This is a genomic window from Paenibacillus sp. Paensp38, assembly GCF_059491915.1.
Genome location: NZ_CP168516.1, coordinates 3,588,508 through 3,614,238, shown reverse-complemented (window position 1 = coordinate 3,614,238; position 25,731 = coordinate 3,588,508). Strand labels below are relative to the sequence as shown.

19 protein-coding genes are annotated in these 25,731 nt (G+C 44.1%); 11 read left to right on the top strand and 8 right to left on the bottom strand.

The window, feature by feature from the left end; genetic code table 11:
• The 3 genes from ACEN8J_RS15915 (at position 1) to ACEN8J_RS15905 (ending at position 4,613) form a co-directional block, all read left to right on the top strand.
• Positions 1–1,128 carry a hypothetical protein gene (locus ACEN8J_RS15915; protein ID WP_029516308.1) on the top strand — a complete coding sequence of 376 codons (1,128 nt, stop codon included), beginning with the start codon at positions 1–3 and terminating at the stop codon, positions 1,126–1,128.
• A gap of 1,173 nt (positions 1,129–2,301) precedes the next feature.
• The gene (locus ACEN8J_RS15910; protein ID WP_029516309.1) at positions 2,302–3,183 is read left to right on the top strand and encodes an AraC family transcriptional regulator; all 882 of its coding nucleotides are present in this window, start codon (positions 2,302–2,304) and stop codon (positions 3,181–3,183) included.
• Between the two features lie 101 nt (positions 3,184–3,284).
• Positions 3,285–4,613 carry a prolyl oligopeptidase family serine peptidase gene (locus tag ACEN8J_RS15905; RefSeq protein ID WP_430025162.1) on the top strand — a complete coding sequence of 443 codons (1,329 nt, stop codon included), beginning with the start codon at positions 3,285–3,287 and terminating at the stop codon, positions 4,611–4,613.
• A gap of 229 nt (positions 4,614–4,842) precedes the next feature.
• On the opposite strand, the gene ACEN8J_RS15900 is transcribed toward ACEN8J_RS15905, so the two are convergent.
• From ACEN8J_RS15900 to ACEN8J_RS15880, 5 genes are all read right to left on the bottom strand, one after another.
• A complete protein-coding gene (locus ACEN8J_RS15900; protein WP_029516311.1) occupies positions 4,843–6,333 on the bottom strand; it encodes an oligosaccharide flippase family protein in 1,491 nt (496 codons plus the stop codon).
• An 87-nt stretch (positions 6,334–6,420) separates the two neighbouring features.
• Complete coding sequence (locus ACEN8J_RS15895) at positions 6,421–7,542, bottom strand: amidase domain-containing protein (RefSeq protein WP_029516312.1); 1,122 nt, start codon at positions 7,540–7,542, stop codon at positions 6,421–6,423.
• 25 nt (positions 7,543–7,567) lie between these two features.
• Entirely contained in the window at positions 7,568–8,194 is a 627-nt protein-coding gene (locus tag ACEN8J_RS15890; protein WP_241113492.1) for a class F sortase, read from the bottom strand.
• Positions 8,195–8,232: 38 nt separating this feature from the next.
• Positions 8,233–8,595, bottom strand: a complete 363-nt coding sequence (locus tag ACEN8J_RS15885) for a hypothetical protein (RefSeq protein WP_230584953.1) — start codon at positions 8,593–8,595, stop codon at positions 8,233–8,235.
• A 212-nt stretch (positions 8,596–8,807) separates the two neighbouring features.
• Positions 8,808–9,599, bottom strand: a complete 792-nt coding sequence (locus ACEN8J_RS15880) for a polysaccharide deacetylase family protein (RefSeq protein WP_318626946.1) — start codon at positions 9,597–9,599, stop codon at positions 8,808–8,810.
• Between the two features lie 464 nt (positions 9,600–10,063).
• On the opposite strand from ACEN8J_RS15880, the gene ACEN8J_RS15875 reads away from it, so the two are divergent.
• The 6 genes from ACEN8J_RS15875 (at position 10,064) to ACEN8J_RS15850 (ending at position 16,789) form a co-directional block, all read left to right on the top strand.
• Complete coding sequence (locus ACEN8J_RS15875) at positions 10,064–11,029, top strand: carbohydrate ABC transporter permease (RefSeq protein WP_495593697.1); 966 nt, start codon at positions 10,064–10,066, stop codon at positions 11,027–11,029.
• Entirely contained in the window at positions 11,026–11,847 is an 822-nt protein-coding gene (locus tag ACEN8J_RS15870; protein WP_029516315.1) for a carbohydrate ABC transporter permease, read from the top strand. Before ACEN8J_RS15875 ends, ACEN8J_RS15870 begins: the two co-directional genes overlap by 4 nt.
• A 124-nt stretch (positions 11,848–11,971) precedes the next feature.
• A complete protein-coding gene (locus ACEN8J_RS15865) occupies positions 11,972–13,336 on the top strand; it encodes an ABC transporter substrate-binding protein (protein WP_495593696.1) in 1,365 nt (454 codons plus the stop codon).
• 255 nt (positions 13,337–13,591) lie between these two features.
• Positions 13,592–14,176, top strand: coding sequence for a TetR/AcrR family transcriptional regulator (locus ACEN8J_RS15860; RefSeq protein ID WP_069011115.1), 585 nt, complete (start codon positions 13,592–13,594; stop codon positions 14,174–14,176).
• Between the two features lie 23 nt (positions 14,177–14,199).
• A complete protein-coding gene (locus ACEN8J_RS15855) occupies positions 14,200–15,564 on the top strand; it encodes an HlyD family secretion protein (protein WP_341039052.1) in 1,365 nt (454 codons plus the stop codon).
• Position 15,565: 1 nt separating this feature from the next.
• A complete protein-coding gene (locus ACEN8J_RS15850) occupies positions 15,566–16,789 on the top strand; it encodes an ABC transporter permease (protein WP_495593695.1) in 1,224 nt (407 codons plus the stop codon).
• A 97-nt stretch (positions 16,790–16,886) separates the two neighbouring features.
• On the opposite strand, the gene ACEN8J_RS15845 is transcribed toward ACEN8J_RS15850, so the two are convergent.
• Complete coding sequence (locus ACEN8J_RS15845) at positions 16,887–19,484, bottom strand: glycine betaine ABC transporter substrate-binding protein (RefSeq protein WP_495593694.1); 2,598 nt, start codon at positions 19,482–19,484, stop codon at positions 16,887–16,889.
• Entirely contained in the window at positions 19,459–20,682 is a 1,224-nt protein-coding gene (locus ACEN8J_RS15840; RefSeq protein WP_029516322.1) for a quaternary amine ABC transporter ATP-binding protein, read from the bottom strand. The genes ACEN8J_RS15845 and ACEN8J_RS15840 overlap by 26 nt, the downstream gene beginning before the upstream one ends.
• Positions 20,683–21,197: 515 nt before the next feature.
• On the opposite strand from ACEN8J_RS15840, the gene ACEN8J_RS15835 reads away from it, so the two are divergent.
• Positions 21,198–21,761 carry a GbsR/MarR family transcriptional regulator gene (locus ACEN8J_RS15835; RefSeq protein ID WP_029516323.1) on the top strand — a complete coding sequence of 188 codons (564 nt, stop codon included), beginning with the start codon at positions 21,198–21,200 and terminating at the stop codon, positions 21,759–21,761.
• A gap of 153 nt (positions 21,762–21,914) precedes the next feature.
• Positions 21,915–23,396 (top strand): carboxylesterase/lipase family protein, encoded by a 1,482-nt coding sequence (locus ACEN8J_RS15830; protein ID WP_495593693.1) that lies wholly within the window; start codon positions 21,915–21,917, stop codon positions 23,394–23,396.
• A 90-nt stretch (positions 23,397–23,486) separates the two neighbouring features.
• Here ACEN8J_RS15830 and ACEN8J_RS15825 read toward each other — a convergent pair whose 3' ends face one another.
• Complete coding sequence (locus ACEN8J_RS15825; RefSeq protein ID WP_165144886.1) at positions 23,487–25,517, bottom strand: methyl-accepting chemotaxis protein; 2,031 nt, start codon at positions 25,515–25,517, stop codon at positions 23,487–23,489.
• Between the last annotated feature and the right edge of the window lie 214 nt (positions 25,518–25,731).

Here is a 25,731-nt window from a genome sequence, read left to right as displayed (position 1 = left end):
ATGAGGGGTTTGTACTATCATCCTAATCGGATCAAATATAATGGTTCACCAGTGTTAATAGACTCAGGAAAACACGATGCCATATCATTGTTTGTAAAGTTAATAGAACAAATGGCACCAGATGTACTGGAACAATTAGAACATGGCGTTTATGAAAGCTATACACAAGCTTTTCAATGGTATGCAAGTCAAAAGGAACTGACTCCCAATGAAGAGCCGTCAAATTGGAAACTAATAAAAGCAGCCCGCACAGATTACTTTCCTGAATATATGAAATTAAAAGAGAGTCTATACGGCTGGGCTACTAAGTACCACTTAACAGGAGATGGAGACTTGTACCTAAATTTGGCTCTATGGGGGATTGCTAACTATTATGATGACCGGAAAGAGGAATCAAGAAAAGAAAGACAGCTGAATATAAAAAAGCACGCTGAAGATCTTGAAGTCGGTCCGGAGGCTCTTCGCGCAATGTCAATTTACAAATGCTCTTGGCCGTATGAGGAACAGTTATCATTATCAGAGTATCTCTACTTTGAGGACGAACACGACGATATTGAATTAAGTAGAAGTGTCGGTAAACAAGAAAAAATATATCATTCATTTTTTTCGAGATATTTCCCTTTCGTGTTTTCCCCAGAAGATATATTCTGTTTGTCTGGAAACGATAAACCAAATATCCATGCTTTTGAAATGCTTAGAATGTTTGACGAAAGTAAGAGCAATATTATTGAAGCTAAAATCATGGATTCGTCTAAAACTAACTCACTTACACAACCATGGGAGGGCGGGAAGGGTTGGGATCCGCGGAAAGAAACCTGGAAAGAGTTCGAGAGACTCATAGACACATATTATGAACAATATAAAAATCTATATCGTGAACGAACAGAGCAATTCCTTCAAGAACGAGGATATGTAAAAGATAAAGAGAAGAGAAATTTAGAACATTTTAAATGGCTCGTAGATTATCAAATTAAAGGATGGACTCTAAAAGAAATTGCTGATCACTATAGTAAGGTTAGATCTGAGATAATCAACGAGGATACTATTTTCCATGGAATTAAAAATACAGCCAACTTGGTTCTTGTTCATCTAAGATCCTCAAAAAACAAACAAGACACTTGGATTTAACAATTTCAATGATGGCTGTCATTACCACCTAGTAATACAAAGAGGAATAATATATGAAAAAGAAATTATTCTTTGTATCAGCCTTATCTATTAGTTGTTGGGAGCTGTTGTGCTGTTGTCGTGCCGAGTGCGATCTTTGCAAGTGTAACTGATTCTGCCAATATATCCGCTACTGCGACCCAAGATGTTGGTACAACAAATAACTTCTCAAAAATCCAGAAACGTTTTTAATGACACATCCAACAAACAAGATCCAGTAACAAACTGAAGATCGTAAGAGGCGGAAAGGAGGAAGCAAAAGCGAATTATCAAAAATTCAAGAAACAAGGCCTAATCGATGGTCTTAGCTGGTTGACTGGAGATAAAGCAGAATAGTCAAAATGGAACCATATGTATTAAGGTTAATTTATCACACTTCCAAAAACTTCAAAGTAGTAGAACCTGCCCTGGGATTTTCTGGGGCTCTTTTTGGTTGTCCTTCCTTACAAAAGCTGCCTCCTTTAAATTTGGACTTTGCATTTTTTCATGTTTAGGGTACCCGGTATCATTTTTTACAATAAGATCAGAGAATGGATCTGGTCGATACTATGAGCTGAAGAAGAACCTATGAAGTATGTGTTTATGGAAAACATCCATTTTTGTTACATAACAAAATCAATTTAGAACATAATATGCTTGCACAAAAATAATCCTTAGAGGTGATTTAATGAACAATTCAGAAAAACAATTTCAGATAAAATCCTATTCTAGCACAGAATCTCAGAGGGTATTAGAATATTGGACGCTAGAAAGAATAACATGAATGAATATAGGCAAATGAAATTTTCTGAACAGGGAACAAACCATGTTATAAAATAAGAGTTAAGTTCAGAAACGTTTATCGGCGAGAATCAATCCAGTTTTTTCACTTCATTACGCTCTAAAATGAAAGCGTTGACATGTATTTCAACCCACTATATACTTAGCTTAATTAAATGAATAGCACTAGGATTGTTACTGTTACGCAGGCAAAACCTAAGGAACAAAATGTTAAGATCCAAGGATCTTATGTATTTTGTTATACTTAGGTTTTTTTGTTTATAGAGAGAGGGAGGTTAAATACAAGTGGTTTCGGCACTCTGCTGAAGCCATTTTCTTCTATTTATGAGGTCACATCTGAGAGGAGCGATAAACTTGGAATACAAATATGAGCTGGTCCAGGCAGATAATCATTTTCCGTTAAAAATTATAGTTCATTCCTCCAATGAACCAGCATACATACCTGGGCATTGGCACGATAGCATCGAAATATCCTATGTACTTTCAGGAAGAATTGACCATATCTATATTGATGGTGCGAGCTATAGCTCCAAAGAAGGAGATATTGTGCTCATTAATTCGAATGCTATTCATTCCTTTTCTGTGGCTAAGGGAAAAGGAAGAGAGGCCATAACCGTTCTGATTCCTTCTGAATTTATTAGAGCAAATGTCAACGGCAGTAACCCCATTTCATTTGACTGTATATCCATTTTCGAAACTAACGAGCAGAGATTACAGCATTTTGCGGAGCTGCGTGATTTGCTAAACACCTTATTTGTGGCTTATCTCAATCAGCATAATGATTCTTTAGCACATATCCATTTAACATCGCTATCTTATAAACTGGTGTATCTGTTATTAATGCATTTTAAAATGGACAATGAATCTATCCCCGGCTTTAACTCTGATAAATATTTGGAGCGGCTGACGCTGATAACCAATTATATCAAAGAGAATTACGATCAAAGCTTATCCCTGGATTCCATAGCCCAGGTTTTTGGACTATCTCCCGAATATTTGTCCCGTTTTTTTGTGAAGCATGTAGGGATGACTCTATTTCAATATATCAATGCCATCCGTCTGGAGAGATCTTATCGTGTTCTTATGAATACGGATCATTCCATCATACAAATTGCGTTGGAGCACGGTTTTCCGAACGAGAAGTCTTTTGCCAGGGTATTTAAGAAGGTTTTCCAGGCAACACCGCATCAATATCGAAAAGAGAACAAGAGGTATTCTGGAGCAAGGAGTCAGTAATTGACCTGAATTAGGCTAATAAAAGACAGGATGCAAATTAAAAAGATTATTAAAATAAACAATGTAAGCGTTCTATTAATGGATCTGGGAGGTAAGACATCATGTTTAAACGGTTTCAAAAGGCTGCTAAGACAACTATGTTACTCACTTTAGCTATCGGTACGACTCTTGTTTTCAGCTCCGGTGCATGGGCCAAGGATGTAAAGATACAGCCCACCTCATACCGGACGGTTGCGGAAGTTAAGGATTGGGGAGCAGCCATTACGAAGATCATTGTTAACCTGGGTAAGCCAGTCCCTAAAGATGCGATAACTAAGGATACATTTAAGGTGCATGTGGGAAGAAGCGACAATCGGTTGTTAAATCCCTTTATTGAAAATGGCAACCGGAAAGTCACCAAGGCCTATGTATCGGACAAAAGTGGCAATCCTGTAAATAAAACCGGAAGCTATGTTGTATTGGAAATGGAAATCGGTCCGACATTAACACTAAGCTCCGCTATTCATTATGATGCGGCAGGCTCCGGGTTTAATGCATGGAATGATAACAAATACACGATCACGCAGCAAAAAGCTATTAAAACCAAATCCGGAACGATTTCCGATTTGAAGATTGATACTTCCGCAGGACAGATACGGAAGTTGGTTGATCAATTTGCGACCGGTAAATCTACTTTTGATGAAGTTACTTTAACCTACGCAGACTATGCACCGGCAAAAGACAAAGTGAAAAACCCTTTGGTGATCTGGCTGCATGGTATGGGTGAGGGAGGTACCGATCCAACGATTCCGATTGCCGGAAATAAAGCAGCAAATTTTGCCTCTAAGGATATCCAATCCTATTTTGGCGGGGCTTATGTGTTGGCACCTCAGACCCCAACCTACTGGATGGATGGCTTTACAAGCTTTGGGGACGGAACCTCCAAGTATGAGCAAGCATTGATGTCCTTAATTAAGGATTACGTGGCCCAAAACAAAGACATTGATACAGATCGAATCTACATTGGTGGAGACTCCAACGGTGGTTACATGACTATGCTGATGATCCGTGACTATAAAGATTATTTTGCAGCAGCTGTGGTTGCATGTGAAGCCTTGAAGGATAGTCTTATAACCGATGAACAGATTAACGAAATGAAGGACCTGCCGATCTGGTTTGTGGCTGCCAAAACCGACACCGTGGTTCCGCCCAACGATTATACGGTTCCGACTTACAACCGTTTAGTGAATGCTGGAGCAAAGGATGTTCATATGTCGTTATTTGATAACGTAGTGGATACCTCTGGTTTGTACAAGAAGAGCGACCAAACACCGTATGAATACAACGGCCATTGGTCTTGGATTTACGTATATAACAACGAAGTATCGAAGGTGATTAACGGAAAGAAAACAACGATGATGCAATGGCTTGCCTCCAAAACATTGGACTGAAAGATAGCATGAACCAAAGCATGAACCAAAGCGTTGAGCTTGGACGTAGCAGTAATAGTAAATACAACTTCGCTTAACGCACATACATTTTCCAGACGAAAACTCAAGGAATCAGTATGACAGACTGTACTTGAGCAGCTCGGCAAAAGAATGATACACATAGCTAAATGCTAACATTCAAATAGAAAAGGGCTTCCCATAAGTTTGATAAACTTATGAGAAGCCTTTCCTACTCTTTGAAAACGCTTTTTAATCGAACCTTTAAATACAAAGCACACCAGAAGCAGTAATGGATTACCTCCACAATTATATGAGCCGTCTCTGGCCATTCCAATGAGGATAACGTCTTGGAACACAACATGCCCACTATAAGAATGGCTTCAAAAACTAAAATATCTACTAACAGCATAATGGCTAAACAGGATTTGGCACGTTGAAAGAGTTGAAGGACTTTGAAATTCCAACCTGTTGCGATCAACTCCAGCGTTATGATCCCCAGGGACATGCCGGTATACCCGAAATCGGGAATGGCAACCAAGGAGTAAAGAATGATGAAATTGGCAAGTACACCTGTGCAAAGGCCGATAAAGGGAGTTTTCTTCCGATTTTGTGCCCATAAGACGCTAGTTGTGATTTCCCGCCATCCAACGAGTAATGGTAGCATAGCCAACGATTTAATAGGAATTTCGGCATTTTGTATATCAAAAACAAGTAGGGAGATATCTGGGGCATATTTAAAAATGAAAAAACCTGAGGCTAATCCCCAGACCCACGCTACCTCAATAGCGGCATAGCCTTTTTTATAGAATGAGTTGTACTTCTTATTTTGCCAGTCTGCTGTTATTTTCATAGTGAGCGTATGGGTTAACGCGCCTGTAATCACAGTAGGCATATAAGCGACAACAAGGGCGATGCCAGTAACAATACCGAACATCTCCGCTGCCTCTTTAGAAGAAACCCCGGCAACTTGTAACCGTTGGGGAATAATGATCGCATCCATAAAATCAGACGTAGGTATGAGCAAACGTGTAAGCGCAATAGCAAAGGAAGCTTGTACTACTAAAGGTAAATCTGTTCGAATTGATGGAGGGGATAAAGCTACAGAAGGGCGGTTATACATAAAAAAAGCAATAAGCACAGCAAAGGATAACAACGCGCCTGTAAAAGTTCCAAGTACCGCTCCACCAACAGCAAACTCGATGCCGGATTGGATAAATAATGGCACTAGCAACATCAAAGTACCGATCCGGGCAGTTTGCTCTATGATTTCCGAAATGGCGATCGCAGTGTACTTTTCAAGACCTTGCAAATATCCACGCAGCAGACTTAACAAGGGAACGGTCAGTATAGCTGGGGCTAGGCATCGAATCACAAAATTGATCTGCGGATAGCCGAGTAATTTAGCAAGGGGCGTTGAAAACCAATAGGTCAATAAACTGCATGCCAATCCCGTTAGAATTATGGGTATTGAAAAAATTTTGAACAACCGCCAGCCTTTTGCCGTATGTTTAGCTGTAAACATAGCCAACGCTGTTGGCAATCCCCCGGAAATAATCATCAATACTAAGCTGTAGAAGGAATAGACTAACTGGTAAAGGCCCATTCCTTCAGCTCCAACTAGCCGTATCATAAATACTTTTCCGATTAGACCTATGGCTTTCACGACGATCATCGCATTAGCTCTCACCATAGTTTGTTTTAATAAAAGAGGTAATTTCAAATCGTTTTTCACCCCATTAGAAGCTGTCCATTCTATTTCTATGACAGTACTCTTTGGGATATGAGCAAGTGTTGCGATTCAAGATGCTTAATCTTGTATATGAATCAATAAATACTGGGTGTTTCTATCCCATCCCAAGTCGAAGGGAACCCTGAAACGGTCTGCCGTATGGGAGTTAACTAAAGGATAGCCACCCTCATCGAATCCGACAACAACGGAGAAGTGGTCTACATCTCCTTTTAATACGTAAGCAATCAAATCACCTGGCAGCAACTGTGGTCTGTATTGATGCTGCTGACCATTGACCGCGCGGACAACATCTGAGAAGCTCCCTTGTCCTATAATCCTCCCATAGCCGGAGCGTATCAGAAAATTTTTAAAAGCGTCCGTTTGAACCCAGGCTTGGCTTCCGCCGTTACCATACAAGTAATGCCACCCAGATTTCATAGGCAGTCCTCCACCTTCCTCCTTGTCTCCGATAACTTGGGAGGAGAAGTTGGTACAGTCGCCCCCTTTGGAGTTATAATCCAGGTATTTTGGGTTATATCGCTGACGATTTCCTGCTCCCCATGTTATTCCAGCATACTTGTTAGCATAGTCAATGGCTCGGGCTCTATTGTAATTATGGATAACCTTCTCTGATGGCACCGAGTCTTTATGAGGAATAAAACTTGAATCAAGCGGTTCAATTTTTTTTGGATTTTCTTCCAGTGGATCTGAATACCATTCACGTTCCACGTACCAACGGCTATCTTTTTTTCTAAGTGTAATGCCATGACGTGTTCCAATTCCAAAATCATGCTGACCGGGGTAGCTGTCGATATACTCATAACTCAATTTTAAGGACTGAACAAGTGACACCTTTGCCGTATCGCCTAACACTTCTATACGGGATATCCGAATGGAGCTTTCTGCATTCACGAATTTCATTTTTCGATGCTTGGCCCATTCCTGAATATATTCCGCTCTGTTCATTTCATGAAGGTATGCGTAGTTGCTTCGATTGTGCTTTACTAAATAATAGTCCTCGATATGCTTTTTATCCTGATCCATCAACAACCGGGTGCGATCATTAAACAGCTTTTGAAGAAAAGGAATAACGTCATCTTGTTTTGCTGGCTCTGCTTGTACACGAAATGAAGAGAAGCTGTAAGCGGGGATCATTATTAAGATCATGCACAGCAATTGCAATTTAGCGATCTTAAGCACATTATTCATTCTCCTTGAAAATGTTTTAATTGGTTTTGGAATTGCCCTTATCCTGAGTAAGTTTCTCACAGGCTGAATTCATGTGTGCTAATTTGGTGTAAACTACTAGCCTTCCCTCGTGTTCTTTTCTGCTTCGGCTATAGCGACCTGCACATGTAATCAAGTTCAAACGATGCTCTTCTGTAGGACCAAAAATTTTCTGAATCGGTGCTTCGGAAGTTAAGTAAAATTTTACAGACTCGACAGCAAACTGAATCTTACAGCCGCCACCGCCAGTCACATACACGAAATCCCCCTTTTTTAGTTTTTTAAGAGGATAAAAAACAGCTGGGCCCGTGTATGTATCTACATGTCCATCCATAATTGCCTTACCTGCTGCCCCTGGCAATATACCGGTAGATAAATAACCTACTCGATTTGTGTTGCTTGGAACGCCCATCTGACCATTTTCTAAGAATGTAACCGGTTCTATAATTGAATGAATACGAACCTCAGGAATATCGAGCATATATGGAACGATTCCTTGAAAAGGTTTATTTTTAACCTGTAAGGGCTTCGCTATTTTAACTTGTTGAATTTCAGATTTGGCCGGGGCGTAGGTAGAGTTATGATGATGTTCAACAGAGGATGAACAGCTCGTACTTCCCAGCAAAATTAAGAATACTCCTATACGAATGATCCATGTATTGTTCATATGAAGAAAGAGAGAGGGTTTAATAAAGCTAACCCTCTCCTTTTAACCCTCCCTAATTCATTTGCTCGCTCGCGCCACCGAATCCAAGTTTTTGGTAATTTTGTTGCCTTTGCTTTCAAACTTTTCGCATGAATACTTTTTTCTCCTATGATTTTGGCAGGAGCAGCTTTACGCGCATGTAGCTTGTGTATTTTCTCATGCTTGCTCTTGGCATGCATCTTGTGTTCATGTTTTGCATGAACCTTATGTTGATGCATTTTTTGCTCGTGTTTTTCTGTTGCGGGTGCAGCCGCAGAAACCATCGATCCTGCTGACAGAAATACAGCAAGGGACGCTACAGTCAATATTGCTTTTTTCATTGTAATTGCCTCCTTTAAATAGTTGTAATTGTAATTCGTAAGTATAGTTGCCGTAAAAAGAACGTATTGTGTAACCAAGAATTTCATATAAAAGGACTATATTACAAATACCTATCTCTTCAACTATTGAACTTAATTAGTCCTTTGGGTGTCACATATAGTAATTAGACTCCGTCGGCGAGTAACTGGCGGAGTCTTTTTGTTTCTATCTACTATTTATTCACTTCAATCAGTCCTTCGGGCGTCTTACGATTGGCAAGCAGCTCAGACACAGTGACGAAGGTAAACCCCCTTTTTTTTAGTTCGGGCAAAATGATTTTCAGGGCTTCGACGGTTTGTGTACTTTTATATACATAATCGTGCATAAGGACGATGTCGCCGTTACGGACATTGCGAAGGACCTTATTAGCGATACGATGTACACCGGGTTTTCGCCAATCTAAGGTATCCTGATGCCAGGACCATAAAATAATTTTGAGACCTTTCTCCTTGGAGAGCTTGACCAGCGAATCGGTATAGGAGCCGCCGGGTGGCCTAAAAAGATGGGTCCCCGCACCAGTTGCCTGTACGATGCTCGCCTGAGCTTGATCCAATTCGGACAGAGCTTTGTTGCGAGAAATATACTGAAAGGATGAGTGAAGGAAGGTATGGTTGCCAACTTCATGCCCTTCTTCTCGTTCCCGCTTGACAAGGTGAGGCAGCTTTTCTACACGACTGCCGACGACAAAAAAGGTCGCTTTAGCATCGTATTCTTTAAGCAAATCCAAAATGGCAGGCGTATTGCTTCCATCCGGTCCGTCGTCGAATGTGAGGGCAATCAACTTGCGATGGGTAGGAACTTCCCATACAATGTCGCCGCGTTCTTCATAATAGGCTCTTCCCTTTGTAGGAGTAGGGGAGGTGTAAGATGCGGCTTGTGCAGTATTTGTATAGGTTGTGGGGCACAAGCTGGCACAAAACAAGGAAACAGCGATACTTGCAGATAGTAATCGGTCATATTTCATCAGGCTTCTTCTCCGTTCTAACGTATTCTCACATTAGCTTGCCAAGAAAGAGCGCATACCATTCCCCGTTTCTAAGATTCATCATTTCAAATCACTCAAGATTAGATCTATTTGTCGGATTCTTGAGGGAACATCACGCTGATTAATCAGGGTGTGAACGAGGTGTTCACCCACCTGCCGAGTGGAGATTGTATAGAGATAACTAAAACCTCCAACTTCGTAATGGGCCAATGGCAGGCTCCTTACGGAATTGGAGGTTTTTTTGTTTTTTTAACTAGACAGATTGTATTTGGATCGAACGCTAGCTCAACAGGGTTATAACCGTCCTTGTGCTCATACCTATAGAGAGTTGCTTTTACAATAAGAAAAAACATTAACATTTTACTCCAGCCCACTTGACGTTCCCTTTACATCGAAACGATACACTTACTGAGGTTGGTTTGAAAAGAAAGGGGCGCTCCGTTTTGGGTGAGCTTAACAAATCTATGGGACTGGGGACGAGGAGTCAGCAACAGACTTCGTCTAAAGCCCGCATACGCACGGGTTCGCTAAAAATTCAAAGACTGCGCGAAAACGCGCTGGCGTATACCTTTTTGGCTCCATCGCTTATTTTGTTTGCTGTATTTATGTTTTATCCGATGATCAAGTCCGTTTATCTCAGCTTGCATTCTACAGATCCCGCAGGAAACGTTGCAGCATATGTAGGATTAGATAATTTCACTACACTTTTCAGCTCGGGACTGTTTCTGCAAGGGATTAAGGTGACACTCCTGTTTGCACTGTTAACCGTACCAGTAGGTATTTTATTGGCGCTGGTACTGGCTGCACTTACACACAGTAAATTGCGGGGAATGCGTATCTTCCAGTTTGCCTTTTCGCTGCCGATGGTGTTGTCGGTCGGTTCATCTGCGGTCATTTGGAAATTTCTTTTTCATCCAACACTGGGGATGTTCAACTATGTGCTTTCCCTGCTACATATCCATCCGGTTCCGTGGCTGACCAGCCCCGATTGGGCGCTGTTTTCAGTAGCCATAATGACCATCTGGATGAATCTAGGCTTCAATTACATTATCTTATCGAGCGGACTTCAAGGGATTCCAGATGATATGTATGAAAGTGCCAAAATGGACGGAGCTGGCCCGCTCGTCACGTTCTGGCGTATCTCCATGCCACTGTTATCACCGACGATCTTTTTTGTAACCGTAGTTTCTATCATTAGAGCCTTCCAGTCTTTTGCTCAAATTAACATTTTGACCAAAGGCGGTCCGGTGAACAGTACAAATGTATTCGTATATTCCATCTATCAGGAAGCTTTCGTTAATTTCCGGTTCGGAACGGGGAGCGCGCAGGCCATTGTCTTGTTTGCTGTCATTCTGCTGCTCACGATGATTCAGTTCAAATGGGTGGAAAGAAAGGTGCATTACCAATGAAACGACACCTGAATTCTACATTGCTGTATGTGCTGCTTACGATTGCAGCTGCTCTCATTTTGTATCCGGTTATATATACGTTTTTTATGGCAGTCATGTCTCCCGAGGAAGCGAGCGCTTACCCACCAAGCTTTTTCCCGCATTCTTTTCATATGGCCAATTTTACTGAAGTGTTTGAAATCGTTCCGATTGCAGCCTTTATTGGAAATACATTTCTCATTTCGGGTCTTACAATGATTGGGCAACTGATTACAGCGAGCTTGGCGGCCTATGCCTTTGCCAAAATGGAATTCAAGGGAAAAAACTTCATTTTCAGCATGTTTGTTGCGACAATGATGATCCCTTGGGAAGTGACCATTATTCCAAACTACCTGACGGTACGGAGCTGGAATTGGCTTGATACATATCAAGGGTTGACGGTTCCTTTTCTGGCGACGGCATTCGGGACATTCCTGTTAAGGCAATTTTTTCTCCAGCTTCCCAAGGAACTGTTCGAGGCGGCTCGTATGGATGGGTGCGGACATATCCGTTACTTTCTGTTCCATGTGCTTCCGTTATCGCGCCCTGCGCTCGGAACACTGGCTGTGTATTCGTTCCTGAATATGTACAATTCGTATCTCTGGCCTTTACTGATCACCAATAGCGAGAATATGCGTACAGTACAGATTGGAATATCCATGCTCGAATTTCAGGAATCGACTTCATGGAATCTGGTATTTGCGGGTACGGCTCTTGTCATTTTACCGTCTCTGCTCCTGCTGATCTTTGGACTAAAACAGTTGGTTCGTGGAATGGCAGCGGGTGCACTTAAAGGCTGACCACATATGTCAAAAGAAAGCAACACCTGCGCAAGCAGCCCATATACAGAGCTTCAACACACAAGAATATCGCAAGAGAATGCCAATTCAAGAATCATTTAATCAAAGGGAGAGAAGAGAGATTATGAGATTTTTTCGTCTGAAAAGTGCATTGACCCTGCTTATTCTGACTGCCATGGTGGTTGCAGCAGGTTGTAGCAATAATACTGCTGCAGAGAAGCCGAGTAATGGTAGTGATGGAGCAGCAGCGGCTTCCCCAGTGAAGCTGACTTGGTGGCATTCGATGTCCGGTAACGGTGAAAAAGCAATCAAGCAGATCGCTGCTGATTTTAACGCCAGTCATAAGGACATTCAGGTAGAGCCGGTATATCAAGGCAAATATGATGACAGCTTGAACAAGCTGAAAGCGTCGCTTGGTTCCGACAGCGGACCGGACATCATTCAGGTATATGAAATCGGTAGTAAATTCATGATCGACTCCAAAATGATCACACCCGTACAACAATTTATTGATGCAGACAAGTTCGATCTGTCACAGCTAGAGCCGAATATTACACGATACTATACGATTGATGGTAAACTGAACGCGATGCCGTTCAATACGTCAAACTCGATTTTATATTACAACAAGGATGCATTCAAAGCCGCAGGACTTGATCCAGCTAATCCTCCGAAAACGTATGATGAGTTCGAAAAGGCTGCTAAAGCCTTGAGCAAGGATGGTAAATCCGGTGCTTCCATTGCCATCTACGGCTGGTTTATGGAACAACTGTTTGCCAATCAGAACGCAGATTATGTGAATAATGGCAATGGTCGTGATCAAGCGGCAACGGAATCCATGCTGAATTCGGATGCAGGTGTAAAAACCCTAACGTGGTGGAAGAAAATGATCGATGAAAAGGTTGTATCCAATCTGGGACGTAACTCGGACGATACGGCAAAGGCTTTTTCCGCAGGGCAAATTGCAATGACGCTGGATTCCACCGCTTCGCTGCGTAATATTGTGGAGCAGGTTGGCGATAAATTTGAAGTAGGCACAGGATTCCTGCCAAGAGCCAATGAAGCTAAAGAAGGCGGCGTGGTTGTAGGCGGCGCAAGCTTGTACATCATGAACAACAAGCCCGAAGCCCAGCAGAAGGCAGCATGGGAGTTCATTAAATTCGTCGCTTCCCCAGCTGTACAGGCACAATGGAGTGTGAATACCGGGTACTTCCCGATCACGAAAGCGGCCTATGACGAAAAGGTACTTAAAGACAATATGGTAAAATATCCGCAATTCCAGACGGCGGTTGACCAATTGCATGCATCGGCACAATCCACCGCTACACAGGGCGCAGTGATGGGCGTATTCCCAGAAGCGCGTCAAATCGTCGAAGGTGCAATCGAGGCTGTGCTGAGTGGCCAGCAACAGCCCAAACAGGCATTGGATCAAGCTACCCAAGAAATCACAGGCAAAATTGCGCAATATAATCAAACCGTGAAAAAATAGTCGGCCTTCCCTTAAAATCGGTTGATAATCCGTAGAATGGCCCCCTTATCATCCGATTTTATGACATAGCGGATCGAATGAGTGACCCCCTCACTTATTCGATCCGTTTTTGCATTTTCACTTTTAGAATAAGCGTTTAGACGAATTGTCTAAAATGAAATATTTTTATTTTTCCTATTGCTGGATAACTAAAAATGGGCTTATAATAAATACATAATTTTTGTACTGGACGGTCAGTTCAAAAAAGGAGGAAGCATGAAACAGCAGACAAAGGAAATTATTTTTAACGGCGCACTCAAAGCTTTTTCTGAACGAGGATTTAATGAAACAAATATGGAGGAAATTGCCAAAGTTTGTGGCATAGCCAAAGGAACCCTGTATTACAATTTTAAAAACAAGCAAGAATTGTACATTTACATTTTGAAGATGGGGATGGAGCGTTTTGTCCGGGATATCCATGAAGCAATGGCTCATACTCCTAAAGATCAGGTGGAGCTTAGGATTCGCAAGCTAATCCAAGTACATATTGAGTTTATTGTGAGAGAACCGGACTTTTGCCGTCTATTGGTCAGTAAGGGCTGGGTTTCGCAAGAGCAGCATTTTAATATTAGGCAGGTGCTGGCTGACTATTTTGATTTTATGGAGGCAGAGATCGATTCCGGCAAGTTTCATGGGAAAATTTCAAGTAAGCTGGATGCCAAAACAACAGCCAATTGCTTATTTGGGATTTACATTTTTGCACCGATGAGGTCAATGGTTTGGGGCGAAACGATGAATCTGCAAGAGGTTCGTGAAAGTATTGAAGTTTTTGTGTGTAATGCATTGGGCATGCAACATTAATATACAGATGGAGTGATGAAAACATGAAAGCTAAAAAATATACGATTTATGTCGTACTTATTATTTTAATCGCGGTTGGGATATATGCCTTAACTGCTCTTCCACGGGGTGGAAGCAGCTTGTCTGCGGATCAGTCTTCTTCCATTCCTACGGCTTATGTGGAGTCGGATACCCTCAATGCCAGCTTTAAAATGGCAGGACGGATTGACCAGATGCTCGTCAAAGAAGGCGATCAGGTTAAAAAAGGGCAGGTGTTAGCCCATCTGGAAAGTCGCGAGTTGGAAGATAAGGTGAAGCAGGCACAGGCGGCATTGCTGGCAGCCAAGAGTAATGTATCCAAAGCAAAAGCTGGAGTGTTGCAGGCTCAAGCAGGCGTAGGCCAGGCACAGGCTACTGTGAGTGCTGCTCAGGCCAAGAAAAGCCAAGGCACGACATCGGTCAGTGTGACCGCAGAGGCTTCCTCCAGCCAGATTGAACAGGCCAAAGCGGCTGCGAACGCCGCCTTGGCAAAACTGGATGCCCTCAAGAGCGGGGCAAGACCACAGGAGCTTGAGCAATTGCAAGTATCTGTAAAGGTAGCCAAGGAAACGCTGGACCTGACCGTTAAAAATCTGGAGCGTGCCAAAAAGCTTCAAGAAGCCGGTGCAGCAACCCAGGCATCTTTGGATCAAGCGACATTGGAACATCAACAGGCAGTGGCCAAGTATAATGCGGAGTCGCAAAAATTGGATATGGCACGGGAGGGAAGCCGCAAGGAGGAAATTACGGCGGCTGAAGCTCAATACCGTCAAGCCTTGGCTGCGGTGAAGGAAGCACAGGCAGGAGCGGGCAAAGTTGCTCTGCAACAGGAAGATGTCAAAGCCGCTCAGGCTTCGGTAGAACAAGCGCAATCTGCGGTGAAGGCGGCGCAATCCACAGTTGAGCAGGCTCAATCTGCGGTTGCAGGTGCCAATGCACAGGTAGCTCAAGCGGAAGCCGCACTTCAAGAGGCTCAGACCTATTTGAGCTACACTACGCTGCGTGCGTCCGAGGATGGAATCGTAAAATCCAAGTCGCTTAGCTTAGGTGAAATGGCTAGTGCAGGGTTCCCGGTTTATACCATTGAAACTTCGACACAACGTTGGGCTAAATTCTATGTACCTGAAACGTCTCTGAACGGTCTTCAAGCAGGGGATACAGTCCAAATTAAATTGCTGTCTGGCGGTAAGGAGCTGAAGGGTAAAGTCATTCTGTTAGAATCGGCTGCTGACTTTGCCATTCAAAAACCGAGCCAAAGCTCCGGTGACAAGGATGTCCGTTCCTTCGGTGTTAAAGTAGCATTGCCAGACCTTGCTGCATCGGTTCCAACAGGCTCCACGGTTCTGTTTACAGGCAAAGGGGCGCAGTAATATGCAGGATTCACAGGAAAGACTTCGTATCCGCGATGTGTTTCGCGAGGAATGGCTGAGCATCTTCCGGGACCGCCGCTTTATGGCTATTCTGCTGATTACGCCGATTGTGTATACGATACTATTCGGCTTCCTGTATTCACATCAGCGGATTACCGAGATGCCTGTCACCGTGTACGACGGAGATAATTCGCAACTCAGTCGCCAGATCATTCAGGCGTTTGATTCGACCGATTCATTTGCCGTTACACGGCAAGCAAACAATCAGGATGATGTAGTCCATCAAGTAGAGACTGGAGAAGCTAAGGTCGGAATCGTCATTCCCGACAACTTTACTACTCGGCTTAAGCATGGGGAGAATCCACCCGTGCTCACGCTGATTGACGGCAGTAATATGATGTATTCCAATAGTGCCAGTCGGATTGCGAATCAGGTTATTAGTAGCGTGAGTGCCGGAGTATCAGTCAATTCCATGAAACAAAAGGGAATGAACGCCGATCAGGCCGCATCGACGCTGACTACCATCCCGTTCCGATCCAGAGTGCTATTTAACCCGGTATATGATTATAAGCTTTTCATGCCCCTAGGGGTTATCTCTGCGGCTCTCCAGCAGTGTTTGCTGCTTGGTATCGCGTTGTCCTGCACGCGTGATAAGGAAGCAGGGACTTGGGGGAGATTTGGCGCATGGAGAAATACCCCTTGGCGTTTGGCTATTGCCAAACTGGCACCGTATTATGCAGCGGGAGCTTTCAATGTGCTGACTGTATTCAGTATCAGCGCTTTATGCTTCGATATTCCGTTTAGGGGACAGGTATTGCCGTTGATTTTAGTGTCGCTGGTTTTTAACTTTGCCTTGTGCGGATTAGGCTTCCTGTTCAGTCTCTTTTCCAAAACCAGAGTAGATGCGACCCAAACTCTGATGCTGATTGCTGTTCCTTCCTTTATGCTGTCAGGCTATACGTGGCCATTAGAGGCAATGCCCGGCTTCTTGCGGGGGCTTGCTGAGATATTGCCACTGACGTATTACCTGGATGCTGTACGGAACATCACGCTCAAAGGACTGGATATCACATACATTTTCAAAGATATGATTGCTCTAGGCGTCATTGGTTGTGTAAGTCTGCTGGTGTCTTTCGCGATCTATCCGTTATTCTTTAGACAGCACCAGACGACAGAGCAGCATGCCGAAGTGTCCGCTCAAGAAGGATTCACGCTAAAAGGCTGAGAGCAACTCTAAATATTGGATATCACAAAAAGGCAGATCAGGAGTAAACCCTGATCTGCCTTTTGCTTGTTCGTATGGTTTAAAAGCAGAAAAAATATTATTGCGGCGGCTGAAGATCCTCGATAGAATCAATCGGCACATAGGATGGAACGACAAGCCCGGACATAACGCCAGTCATGCTGGTTCCGATGTCATCCACCTTATCCTTGTATTGAGCCCAATAATCAGCATGCGTCAATGGAAGCCAAGCGGCTGCGGTAGCATCTACACTTCCGCCAGCTACGCCAGTCCACATCGGGCCGATTTCCACCTGCAGAGCTGTTACTTTATAGCCTAATTTTTGTTCCAATACATATTTCAATACGTTCGTACTGGCAATTTCAGAATCCCAAGCAGCGTAGCTTAGCTTCAAAGGATCGCCGTTGACGGGCTGCAGACCCTTGATCCATTCCTGAACCTTGTCAGGATGTTTATCAGCCCAATTCTTGGCAGCCTGCTGTGGGGCAGTACCGTCCTGAATCGCGATCATCACTTCACCCATATCTTCAGCAGTCCACTTAAATCGGCTTAGAAATTCATAAGCCACAGGAGCATCCTGCTTCAAGCCTTTGCGGGCGATTGTATGAATTTCTTCCTTATCACCGTACGCCTTTTTAGGATCTTTCAAGTATTTCAAATCATATTTATTAAACATCCAGTGAGGAGTCCAACCTGTTACGACGATAGACTGCTTGGCTTTGATAGCTTTATCCAGTGTAGCAGTCATAGCAGCTCCAGAGCTTTCAAGCAGCTTCCAGTCGGATAAGCCATAGTCATTCATAGCTTTAGCGGTCAGCTTCATTAGTCCGGCGCCAGGGTCGGTACCGACAATGCGGTAGCCGACCTCTTTGCCAAAGTCCCCAGTTGTGGCGGAAGCCGGAGCCGCTTCGGCTCCGTTATCCTGCAAATCAGTAATCGATTTAACATCCATGTAAGCTGGAACGACCAATCCGGTTTTAACACCGCTCATATTAGCCCCAAGATCGTCGAGCTTATCCTTGTATTTAGCCCAGTAATCCGCATGTGTTAGCGGCAGCCATGCAGCCGGTGAAGCATCTACATCACCACTAGCGACACCCGTCCACATAGGACCTGCTTCCACTTGCAGTGCGGTTACTTTGTAACCCAGTTTGTTCTCCAAAATATAACTTAGCAAATTCGTGCTGGCAATTTCAGAATCCCAAGCCACATAACTTAGCTTGAAGGTGTCACCATTGACAGGTTGCAGTCCTTGAGTCCATTCCTGAACCTTGTCGGCATGTTTCTCCGCCCAATCCTTGGCAGCTTGCTCAGGACTGGTTCCGGCTTGAATGGCGACCATCATTTCACCCATATCTTCTGGTGTCCATTTGAAACGTTTTAGAAACTCATAAGCGATAGGAGCATCCTGCTGCAAGCCTTTACGGGCAATCGTATGAATCCCCTCGGCTTCACCATAAGACTTCTTAGGGTCTTCCAAATATTTGAGATCATACTTGTTGAACATCCAGTGAGGAGTCCAACCTGTAATAATGATCGGTTTTTTCGCTTTAATGGCTTTGTCCAGTGTGGCCGTCATAGCTGCACCGGAACCTTCAACCAGCTTCCAATCAGACAAATTGTAGTCTTGAATTGCTTTGGCAGTCGATTTCATAATGCCTGCCCCGGCATCAATACCGATAATTTTGTAACCGACTTCTTCGCCAACCGGGTTGGCAGCAGCGTTGCCTTTGCCAGATGCGGAATGATCTGTACCCACAAAATATTGGGATGCACCAGCGATCAAAATGACAGCTGTAACTGCAGAAGTAATCCATACTTTTTGCTTGCTGGATACGCGGCTTTTGCCTTTTTGCGTAGGTTTAAACAGGTTTTGCGTAAAACGGTCAAGCACAATAGCCAGAACGACAACAGCTAAGCCGGCTTCAAAACCTTTACCGATTTGCAGCTGTGTCACAGCACGGTACACAACAGCACCGATGCCTTCCGCACCGATCATGGAAGCAATGACAACCATAGACAGTGACAGCATAATCGTCTGGTTAATACCAGCCATTAAGGTAGGCAATGCAAGTGGAAGCTGAACTTTGAACAGCTTTTGCGCAGATGTTGAACCAAAAGCGTCTGATGCTTCGATCAGCTCACCTGATACTTGCATAATTCCCAAGTTGGTCATGCGAATGGTTGGGGGGATAGCAAAGATAACAGATGCGATAACACCCGGCACAACACCCAGGCTGAAAAAGGTAACCGCTGGGAGTAAGTACACGAACGCAGGCATCGTCTGCATAAAATCAAGTAAAGGCGTGATAATGCGTGATGCCGATTTACTGTATGCACACCAGATCCCGATGGGAATCCCGATAACAATGGATACGAGCGCAGACGTGATGACCAGTCCGAGCGTATTCATTGTTTCACTCCAATAACCAAGATTATCAATCAGCAGGAAGCCGATGACAGTAAATAGCGTAAGCTGAACCCGCCCGATCATAAAGGCGATAATCCCGATGATCACGATGAACACCAGAGGGTGTGGAAGCATGAACAGGCCTGAGAAAAAGCCTACTACAGCTTCTATAATGGAAGAAATAACATTAAACAATCCAGCCAGATGAATACCCATCCAGTCTACAATGGATTGAATCCACTCAGCGATTGGCAGTTTCGGTATCATGGGCATTCACCTCCTTCGTAGTGGTAACATCTCCACCAAGTGCGCCGAGCAATGCTCCACGGACGATAACGCCCAGCAGCTTTTGCTTGTCATCGACCACAGCCAGCGGCACCTTGGACGAGCTTGTAATTTCAAATAAATCATTAATGACTGTCTCGGCAGCAACCTGCGGTCCGTCCGTGATCAAAATATCTTCAATTTTCAAATTATTGCGCAGTGCATGAACAGCATCCTCGGCGTTAATAACACCCAGTAGCTTTTTGGTGCGGTCAATGACGAACAAATTGGAAATCCCACGCTCCCGCATCAATTCCAGAGCCACACGCGGACCACGATCCATGGTGATGGTTTCTGGACGAAGCATGACATGAGCAGCCGTCAATACCTTGGACAGATCCACATCCTCGACGAAGCGGGCTACATAAGAGTTAGCCGGTTGGATCATAATTTCTTCCGGTGTACCGATTTGTACGACCGCACCGTCTCGCATCAATGCAATCCGGTCACCAATCCGCAGCGCTTCATCCAGATCATGGGTGATAAACACAATGGTTTTCTTCATTTTATCTTGAAGCTCCAACAGCTCATCCTGCATGTCACGGCGAATGAGAGGGTCCAATGCACTGAATGCTTCATCCATCAGGAGCACTTCAGGGTCATTAGCCAGCGCCCGTGCCAGACCGACACGCTGTTGCATACCGCCACTTAATTCATCGGGCATTTTATCGCCCCAGTTTTTAAGACCAACCAGTTCCAGCGCTTGTTGCGCCTTTTCCTGACGCTGTGCTTTTTCTACCTTTTGAATTTCAAGACCATATTCTACATTTTCTAGTACAGTCCGATGTGGGAACAGGGCGAATTTTTGAAAAACCATGCTGATGGTTTTACGACGAACTTCGCGAAGTTGTTCTTTGTTCATCTTACGGAGATCTTTGCCGTGGACCAGAATTTCACCAGAGGTAGGCTCAATCAAGCGATTTAGCATTCGCACTAAAGTAGACTTGCCACTGCCCGATAGCCCCATAATTACGAAAATTTCACCTTGCTTAATTTCCATGTTGGCCTTATTGACACCAACAGTAATCTGTTTTTCTTTGGCCAACTTTTCCTTGCCCCAGCCTTGCTCCAGGAGCGGAACACCTTGCTCTGCGTGAGGACCAAAGAGTTTGCTGACATTTTTGACTTCCAAAATCGTCATACATACACCTCTTCTTTCTATACTTTGCTTGGTATTAACCCCATGTTGCATTAAGGATTGAGTATAAAAATCATAATTCTGAACATCCTGAACGGTTAATGACAAAATTAATTGTAACAGAAGCATTGCTTACATTTCAAACAAAAAAACTGTTCATAAAGTACGTACAGAAAAAACTGTACAAAGTTTCCTTCGATATGCTCCTTCGTTCTATAGAATGCTCAAACATTCGGAACTTTACAACCGATAGTGCTTTTTTTAAAATAGACAATGAAATATAACCATAAGAAAAAGATTTATGTATATCCATAATTTAAAAAGTTTACTATCATTAGCAATTTTGCGAATTATGATTTTGAACGACCCATGCTGTTGTAATATAGACAGAAGCTTTGCTTTTGAAACATTTCATTTATTGTTGAAAGATTTCATATATTGCGTCAAAGCTAATCTTTTACGGGTAAATCGTTCATACTAGGTTGTGCAAAATGCTCTAAAATTAGGAGGTTGCAAGCATGAGCTTGTACCAGTTAGGTGATGAGCAGCAGGCTTCGCTGCAAAAAATTCGCAAACGTGTCATAGAAGCTATAGGTAAAAACATGGACCTGTATGGGATTACTTTGTCTGCGGGGCATTTATACGGTTTGCTTTTTTTTGCGGATAAACCAATGACGCTGGACGAGATGGGCCGTGAAATGGAAATGAGCAAAACGAGCATGAGTACAGGAGTTCGCACATTATTGGATCTGAAAATGGTAAATAAGGTATGGAGCAAAGGCTCACGCAAGGATTTGTATGAAGTTGAATATGACTGGCATCAAACATTTACTGACTTCTTCGCTATTAAATGGAGAAAAGCGGTAGAAACAAATTTACTGGTACTGCGCAAAGCCATTGATGAGCTGGACAAATTGATGAATCAGGGTGAAGAGTACGAGGAATTTAAGGCGATTCTTCAGCAAGATCGTTTGAAGATGAAGCAGGCCGTCGCTTATTACAAGTGGCTAGACCGACTAATTGACTCTATGGAAAGCGAAGAAATTTACAAGCTGATTCCAAAAGAAGAAGTTCGGGATTAATCGCTATTTCCCTATCTTGTTTATAAAAATGCCGGAGCGCAAAAGTGCTTCCGGTATTTTTTGGTTTGGCCGTGTGCAAAGGGTATAATAGAGATATGTAAAGATTGATATTATACCGTTGTGTTGAACATACGAAATAAAGGGGGCTTCATAATGGAAAGTATTACGGTACATACTCGTTTAGGTCAATTACGTGGGGAAACGGGAAATGGATATCATGTGTGGAAAGGTATCCCATATGCACAGCCTCCTGTTGGAAAACTACGTTTTCACGCGCCCCAGCCTTTGGAGTCTTGGGAGGGTGTGCGGACTGCGACGAGTTTTGGGCCAATCTGTCCGCAACCTATGCCATCCGCTGAAAGTATGACTGGAAATCTGGTGGAGCCGCCTGAGCAGTCAGAGGATTGCTTATACCTGAACGTTTGGACACCTGCTTCGAAGACTCCTGAGAAGGGACGTCCAGTGATGGTGTGGATTCATGGCGGTGCCTTTGTCACGGGGTCCGGGATTATACCTTTATATGACGGGGAACGCATGGCGAAGAATGGCGATGTTGTGGTTGTTACGATCAATTATCGATTGGGACCGTTAGGATTTTTGCATCTGACTCCAAAGGGAGATGGCCTGACCTCTAATGCGGGACTACTGGATCAGATCGCTGCGCTGGAATGGGTTAGGGATCACATCTCTGCCTTTGGTGGCAATCCGGACGAAGTGACGGTGTTCGGTGAATCAGCAGGCGCGATGAGTATTGCCGCTTTATTGGCGATGCCAGCAGCTAAAGGACTGTTCCAGCGTGCGATTTTGCAGAGCGGTGCGTCGCAGGTATTGCCAACTTCACAGGCCGAGCAAGTGACGGCTGTGTATCTACAGCAGCTGGGTGTGGACACTCAGCATCCAGAGAGGTTGTTTAGCCTGCCGACAGATGCGCTGATGCTAGCGATGGCGAAGACGCATGAAGTCATCGGACCAGGGATGGCGATGATCTATCAACCCGTTGTGGACGGTGTGACCTTGCCAGATGTACCCCTGTCTGCAATCGCGCAAGGTTCAGCAAAGCAGGTTTCCGTTTTGATTGGAACGAACTTGCATGAGGGGGCCTATTTCATCCGAAAAGAATCCCATCTAATGAACAAGTCAACAGCGAGACAGGCATTGGAAATGATGACGGGCATGTCAGACATCGGCGACCTGATAGAACCATTTCCGGTTACGATTGAGGGACAGGCGCAAATGTTGACCGATCTATTTTTTTGGCGTCCTGCGTTGGCTCTTGCTGTTGCACAGTCGGCGCATGCGCCTGTATGGATGTATCGTTTTGATTGGACATTGCCCGGGCATCCTACCTTTGAACAAGCGGTTCACGGTGCAGAGATTGCGTTTGTTTTCGATAATCTGGAGCTGCTAGATAAGCTTGGATTAGAGATTCAACCTTCGATGCAGAAGCTGGCTCAAGATATGCAGCAGGCATGGGTTGCTTTTGCACGTGATGGGAAGCCAGTGCTGTCCGAGGGGGCTTGGCCGATGTACGACAGAGAAGAGCGAACTACAGCTATTTTCCATCAGGATATTAAGATGGAGCACGACCCCGAAGGAGATAGACGTCGACAGTTAACCGGTCAGATGACCCTATAAGTAACAAGAGAGAGAGCATATCAAGAACTCAAATGTAAAAAGCCTTCGCCCGTAATTTGTATACGGACGAAGGCTTTTGTTAGTAGTAAGTTAAATCTTAAATCGCTTAACCAGCTGTTGCAAATCCTGCGCCATGTTGGACAACTCCTGTGACGAAGAGGCAATTTCCTCCATAGCTGCCATTTGTTCCTGAGCAGCAGCAGATGTTGTCTGCGAGCTGTCCGCCGAATTGCGAGACAGGCTTGCCAAATGGGTAACAGTGGCGGAGACTTCCTCTGTACTGGCTGAGATTTGTTCAGCAGCAGCGGACACACTTTGAATTTGTTCCACGATATGAGAAGTAGAGCGCTCAATATTCGTAAATGCACCTTCTGCATCTTGGCTAATACGCATACCTTCACCTACCTGGTTACGAACATTACCGTTCATGGTAGCGGTAGAGCGTTGAATCAAATCGAGCATCTGAGTAATAATCTGACTGATGGAATCCGCGCTTTCCTTGGATTGCTCAGACAGCTTGCGTACCTCTATAGCGACTACGGCAAATCCACGCCCGGCTTCGCCAGCTCTGGAAGCTTCAATAGACGCGTTCAGAGACAACAAATTGGTTTGCTTGGCAATGGCGGCAATAGCCGTATTCATCTGCTTCGCATCGTCCGAGAGCTGGGATAGCTCATCCATTAGGCTAGCCGTTTGGCTGACAGCCTCCAGAATACGGTCCATTTGGGTCCGTACACTACTGATCATTTGACTGCCTTGAGCCACATCATGCTCGGTTTGTCCTGCTGAATCCACGATGGAGCTTGCCGATTCGGCAATGGTGCTGACACCCTTCGCCATTTCTTCAACGGCATTAGCGGTCTGCTCGGATGCCTCGGCGCTGGTGGCTGCATTTTCCGCGGATTCCATAACCGTTTCCGCTACATGTTGTACGGACTCCGTCGTTTGCTCTGTGCTTTCCTTGATTATCAGGGAAGAGGAAGCAAGTCGGGAGGAGGTTTGGTTGACCTCTGAGACCATCGTATGCAAGGAATGCGTCATCTGGTCAAAATTCTGTGCCAGTTCGCCGAACTCATCCTTGCTGGATAGATTAACACGTTCGGTCAGATTTCCGTCACGGACGATGCGTGTTCCTGCTTGCAGCTTGCGCAGCGGAATTAAAAATGAGCGGACCATAAGCACAATGATGATCGCCGCGGCAAGTATGGAAATAACAATCACAATCAGGCTTTGTTTCAGAATTGGTTGGGCTGCATCACTATAATCCTCCAGATCCGACAGTGCGACAATGCTCCAACCGGTGAGAGGGTCCTTAAGTGTAAAGGCCAGCATATCTCGATTCATAAATTGAATTTGCGACATGGAAGGAGTATCATTTTCGACGGTTGTCGCCACTTCGGGAAGTCCTTCTATGGCGTCAGCCGCTTTTTTGCCTGTCTTGTTGAAAGCTGTTCCAGTCCCAGATACAACTTTATGTTCAGAATCAACAATAATGAGTCCTCCGCGCTCACCAATCTTAACAGACTGCAGACTTTCACTCATTTTGTCCAGGTTCAAAGCCAGGGCAACAGCTCCTTCACCGTCCTCCAGCGTTCCCGATATATTAACGACTAAATTCCCTGTCGTGACGCTGGCAACTGGAACACCGACGAATACTTTACCCTTTTCCAGCATCGCGTTTTTGTACCATTTTCTCTCCCTGGGATCATAATCGGACTCCTGTTTTTTCGGCGAACGTATGTATTGCCCCTTCTCATTGCCGAGAAGCGCTGCATCTAGCTCGGGGTGAGCCTTGACGATAACATCTAACTTTTTCTGAAGGGTCTCTTGGTTGGTACCAATGGAATCAGAATTGATTTCAGTGGTAAGCACGTCCAGGTCTTTCATAATAGGCGCTACATACTGATTGACATTGCTCCGGATCAGATACAGATTCGTGTATACGGAACCGCCCATTTGCTGACTGAGTTGTGTCGTAGCCCCCTGATAAGAAAAGTACCCGATAAGTACGCTCGGAATCAATAACACAGCTAAAAAAGATATTATTAATCTTGTCCTCATTAAATAAAACTGCTTGAGAAACCTGTTCCACCACGGAACTGTTTGTTTTGTTTTAGTCATAGTTCTTGCTCCTCTGTGTCTGATGATCACTACATTGTTTTATTCGACATAAACCGACGAATTTTATAGATGTAATCATTGGGAAACGAGAAATAGTAGCATATTTTAGACACTTTTTTTGAAAAACAGGTCTAAAGAACTATGATTAATATTAATGCGAACACATAAAAAGCCAAATCGGAGATGCAAAAGCATCTTCACAATTTGGCTTGGG

Excerpts from the sequence above, each read along its gene's own strand:
- ACEN8J_RS15905 (WP_430025162.1), top strand. The coding sequence starts at position 3,285 with ATGTTTAAACGGTTTCAAAAGGCTGCTAAGACAACTATGTTACTCACT.
- ACEN8J_RS15845 (WP_495593694.1), bottom strand. The coding sequence starts at position 19,484 with ATGATACCGAAACTGCCAATCGCTGAGTGGATTCAATCCATTGTAGAC.
- ACEN8J_RS15850 (WP_495593695.1), top strand. The coding sequence starts at position 15,566 with ATGCAGGATTCACAGGAAAGACTTCGTATCCGCGATGTGTTTCGCGAG.
- ACEN8J_RS15885 (WP_230584953.1), bottom strand. The coding sequence starts at position 8,595 with ATGAAAAAAGCAATATTGACTGTAGCGTCCCTTGCTGTATTTCTGTCA.
- ACEN8J_RS15830 (WP_495593693.1), top strand. The coding sequence starts at position 21,915 with ATGGAAAGTATTACGGTACATACTCGTTTAGGTCAATTACGTGGGGAA.
- ACEN8J_RS15855 (WP_341039052.1), top strand. The coding sequence starts at position 14,200 with ATGAAAGCTAAAAAATATACGATTTATGTCGTACTTATTATTTTAATC.
- ACEN8J_RS15870 (WP_029516315.1), top strand. The coding sequence starts at position 11,026 with ATGAAACGACACCTGAATTCTACATTGCTGTATGTGCTGCTTACGATT.
- ACEN8J_RS15835 (WP_029516323.1), top strand. The coding sequence starts at position 21,198 with ATGAGCTTGTACCAGTTAGGTGATGAGCAGCAGGCTTCGCTGCAAAAA.
- ACEN8J_RS15860 (WP_069011115.1), top strand. The coding sequence starts at position 13,592 with ATGAAACAGCAGACAAAGGAAATTATTTTTAACGGCGCACTCAAAGCT.
- ACEN8J_RS15880 (WP_318626946.1), bottom strand. The coding sequence starts at position 9,599 with ATGAAATATGACCGATTACTATCTGCAAGTATCGCTGTTTCCTTGTTT.
- ACEN8J_RS15825 (WP_165144886.1), bottom strand. The coding sequence starts at position 25,517 with ATGACTAAAACAAAACAAACAGTTCCGTGGTGGAACAGGTTTCTCAAG.
- ACEN8J_RS15840 (WP_029516322.1), bottom strand. The coding sequence starts at position 20,682 with ATGACGATTTTGGAAGTCAAAAATGTCAGCAAACTCTTTGGTCCTCAC.
- ACEN8J_RS15865 (WP_495593696.1), top strand. The coding sequence starts at position 11,972 with ATGAGATTTTTTCGTCTGAAAAGTGCATTGACCCTGCTTATTCTGACT.
- ACEN8J_RS15915 (WP_029516308.1), top strand. The coding sequence starts at position 1 with ATGAGGGGTTTGTACTATCATCCTAATCGGATCAAATATAATGGTTCA.